General features: G+C 65.6%; 4 protein-coding genes. All 4 read left to right on the forward strand.

Going from position 1 to position 3,805, the window contains the following annotated elements; genetic code table 11:
• A partial coding sequence (locus AC1D1X_RS17965) for a TRAM domain-containing protein (protein ID WP_477698804.1) occupies nt 1-552 on the forward strand: 552 nt, incomplete at its 5' end.
• Between the two features lie 34 nt (nt 553-586).
• Nucleotides 587-2,008 carry a sensor histidine kinase gene (locus tag AC1D1X_RS17970; RefSeq protein ID WP_477668359.1) on the forward strand — a complete coding sequence of 474 codons (1,422 nt, stop codon included), beginning with the start codon at nt 587-589 and terminating at the stop codon, nt 2,006-2,008.
• Nucleotides 1,992-2,678 carry a hypothetical protein gene (locus tag AC1D1X_RS17975; protein WP_477668360.1) on the forward strand — a complete coding sequence of 229 codons (687 nt, stop codon included), beginning with the start codon at nt 1,992-1,994 and terminating at the stop codon, nt 2,676-2,678. Before AC1D1X_RS17970 ends, AC1D1X_RS17975 begins: the two co-directional genes overlap by 17 nt.
• Nucleotides 2,675-3,805: sigma-54-dependent transcriptional regulator (locus tag AC1D1X_RS17980; RefSeq protein WP_477698805.1), on the forward strand; the 1,131-nt coding region annotated here is incomplete at its 3' end. The genes AC1D1X_RS17975 and AC1D1X_RS17980, both read left to right, overlap by 4 nt.

The following is a 3,805-nucleotide window of genomic DNA, read 5'->3' on the forward strand; positions in this document are numbered from 1 at the left end:
GTTCAGCACGGCTCCGACCGCATCCTCATGGCGATGAAGCGCGGCTACACCGCCATGGAATACAAGAGCACCATCCGCAAGCTGCGCGCCATCCGCCCGGATCTGGCCATGAGCAGCGATTTCATCGTGGGCTTCCCCGGCGAGACCGAAGACGACTTCGGCAAGATGATGAAGCTGATCGACGAGATCGGCTACGACACCTCGTTCAGCTTCATTTACAGCCCACGCCCCGGCACCCCCGCCGCCGCGCTGCAGGACGACACACCGCACGAGGTCAAGCTCAAGCGTCTGCAACATTTGCAGGCCGCGATTGACGACAGCGTGCGCGCCATCAGCGCCAGCCGCCAGGGCACGGTGCAGCGCATTCTGGTGGAAGGCGCCTCGCGCAAGGATCCGACCGAACTCATGGGCCGCACGGAGTGCAACCGCGTGGTCAACTTCAAGGGCCAGCCGCGCCTCATCGGCCAGATGCTGGACATCACCATCACCCAGGCCACGCAGCGTTCGCTGCGCGGCGAAGTCCTGACGCGGGACGTCGCCGTGGCGGCCTGAGACCGCCCGCGCGTTGCTCAAGCACTCGACACGCATGCTGCAACGATTTTCGTTCCGGCAACTTCTGGTGATCGCCTTCCTGCTGATTGCTGCCCTGCTGGGCGCCGCCTCGCTGCGGGCGCTGTTTACCCTGGAAGACCTTTCGCTGCAAAGCCGCAGCAATGCCGCACGTGCCCTCGAACTCAGCAGCGCGGCGCAGTCCCTGGCCGAGCGCAGCGTATCGATGGAGCGTACATCCCGCCAGTCGGTCGTCCTCGACGACCGGGTATTGCGTGAGCGCTTCGGTGACGAGGCCCGTGAAGCTGCGAGTATCCTGACCAGTCTGGCGCGAGAAGAYGTACCGGTGGCCAAAGCCCGGCAATGGCGCGCGCACATGCAGAGCATCGGCGATCTGCTGACCGGCCCGACCGGTACCGCGCTGGACCGGGAACGCCAGCTGGCGCAAGAATTCCGCGAACTGGAAAGTGTCAACGCCGCCATCGCCGTGCAGGTGCAACAGGCGATTCAGCAACGCAACAAGTCGCTGGAGGGCAAGCTCGAGGCCAGCCGCCAGCGGCTGACCCAGCAGGTAACCTGGGCCATCGTGCTGGCCATCGCCATGGCGCTGGCATTCGGCGTGTGGTTCACGTTGCCGCTCAGGCGCCTGGAGAACGCCATCGTGGGCCTGGGGGAAAACCGGCTCGACCAGGTCATCACCATCCAGGGGCCGGCCGACCTGGCCCTGGTGGGGCAGCGCCTGAATTGGCTGCGCCTGCGGCTGGTGGAGCTGGACGCCGATAAATCGCGTTTCCTGCGCCATATTTCGCACGAACTCAAAACACCGCTGGCATCGCTGCGCGAAGGGGTGTCGCTGCTGGAAGACGGTGTAGCCGGCACGCTGAGCAATGACCAGCGCGAAATAGCGCAAATCCTCAGGCACAACACCGGCGTGCTGCAAAGCCAGATTGAAGACCTGCTGCGCTTTAATACGGCCGCGTTCGAGGCGCGCCAGTTGAACCGCCAGAATGTCGACTTGTTGCAACTCCTCGAGGAGCAGGTGTACGCGCAGCGCCTGCAGTGGCGCGCACGGGACCTGACGGTCAGCGTCGTCGGCGAGCCCGTTGTGATGGAAATCGACCCCGAAAAAATCGGCACTGCGCTGGCCAACCTGCTGTCCAACGCCATCCGCTATTCACCACCCAAAGGGCAGATCCGGCTGGAACTGAGTCCGCTGCGGGGTTTCGTCCGCATCGACATCCACGATCAGGGCGTCGGCGTGGCGCAGGCCGACCGCGAGCGGATTTTCGAGCCCTTTTACCGCGGTGAACGCCAGCCGGTCGACGTGGTTCGGGGCAGCGGTATCGGTCTGTCCATCGTTCACGAATACATTGCCGCACATGGTGGAAGCATCGTCCTGATGCCCGATCAACCTGGTGCACACTTCAGAATAGAGCTTCCTCATGTTTCCAAGTACTGATTTTCCCCCTCCTCCGCCTGCGGCCCGCTTCTCCGGGCGCGGCCTGTTGCCGGCCCTGGTGACGTCGGCCTTGCTGGCAGCCTGCAGCAGCGGCCCCGCCAACGAGCGCGGCCCTGACACCGCAGCCGTCCTGGCAGCCCGGGCCGCAGCCTCTGCCGCCGAAGCGGCGCGGGCCAGCACCAGCCAGCCCGCGCCGCTCCCGGAATCCGTCGTTTTTGCCAGCGGCATGACCTTGCGCATGCTGGCTTACGCCGAGCGCGTGCGCCTCATGCAGCCGCCGGAGCTCACCCAGGAAACCGGGCGGCTCGGAGACGCCGCCAGCCCCGAGGCCCAACTCCAGCTCTCGCTGGTGCTGGCCCAACTGCGGCAGCTGCCCGAACTGATACGCGCGCAGGAGCTGCTGGCCCGCGTATTGGGCAATGCCGATGCCCAGCCGCTGCATCCGCTGGCAAGGCTGCTGGCGTCACGCTACGCCGAACAGCGCCGCCTGGAAGAGCAGCTTGACAAACAAGGCCAGCAACTGCGCGATGCGCAGCGCAGGCTGGACCAGACCAACGAGCGGCTGGAGGCGCTGAAGGCCATTGAGCGCAGCCTCACCAGCCGGCAGCCGGCGGCAACAGCCTCGGCGCCCATACCCCCTGCCAGCCGGGCCCGCCCCACCGCACCATGAGCGACTCAGCCCTGACAGCACCCCACCTGCTCGTGGTTGATGATGACGCCGACATGCTGCGCCTGCTCACCATGCGGCTGACCGCAGCGGGCTATCGCGTCACGGCGGTCACGTCGGCCGAAGCGGCGCTGACGCAGCTTCATATTGAACGGCCGCAGCTGGTACTCAGCGATGTGCGGCTTCCCGGCCGGGACGGCCTGGCGCTGTTCGACGACATACGCCAGCAGCATCCTTCGCTGCCGGTGATTTTGCTGACCGCGCATGGCACCATTCCTGATGCCGTGGAAGCCACCGAACGCGGCGTGTTCACCTATCTCACCAAGCCCTTTGACGGCAAAAGCCTGCTCGACAAGATTGCCCAGGCGCTGGCGCTGAGTGCCCCCGCCAACCCGGCCAAACAGGGCAGCCCCGAAGCCTGGCAGAACCAGATCATCAGCCGCTCAAGCCGCATGGCCGAAGCCCTGGCTGAAGCGCGCATGGTGGCGCAGTCGGACGCCAGCGTGCTGCTGCGCGGTGAAAGCGGCACCGGCAAGGAACTACTCGCACAAGCCATCCACCAGGCAGGCGCACGGGCCAGCAAGCCCTTTATTGCCGTGAACTGTGGCGCCATCCCCGAGGCCTTGCTGGAATCCGAGCTGTTTGGCCACGTCAAGGGCGCCTTCACCGATGCGGTGGCCAATCACAAAGGCCTTTTCCAGGCTGCAGACGGCGGCACTTTGCTGCTCGATGAAATCGGTGACATGCCGCCCGCGCTCCAGGTCAAGCTGCTGCGCGTGTTGCAGGAGCGGGTGGTGCGGCCGCTGGGCTCCAGCCAGTCGATTCCGGTGGATGTGCGCATCATCTCGGCCACGCATCGCGACCTTGACGCTGCCATGGCTGAGGGCCAGTTCCGCGCCGACCTTTATTACCGGCTCAATGTCGTCACGCTGACCTTGCCCCCGCTGTCGGAGCGCCGCGAAGACATCCCGTTGCTGGCCAACCACTTTCTCCTCAAACTGGCGGCCAAGTACGACAAGCGCCTGAGCGGTTTCGCACCCGAGGCCCTCAAGGCCCTGACCACGGCCGCCTGGCCAGGCAACGTGCGCCAGCTTTACAACGTGGTGGAGCAGGTTTGTGCCCTGTCCACC

Source organism: Polaromonas sp. P1_G4 (assembly GCF_056405475.1).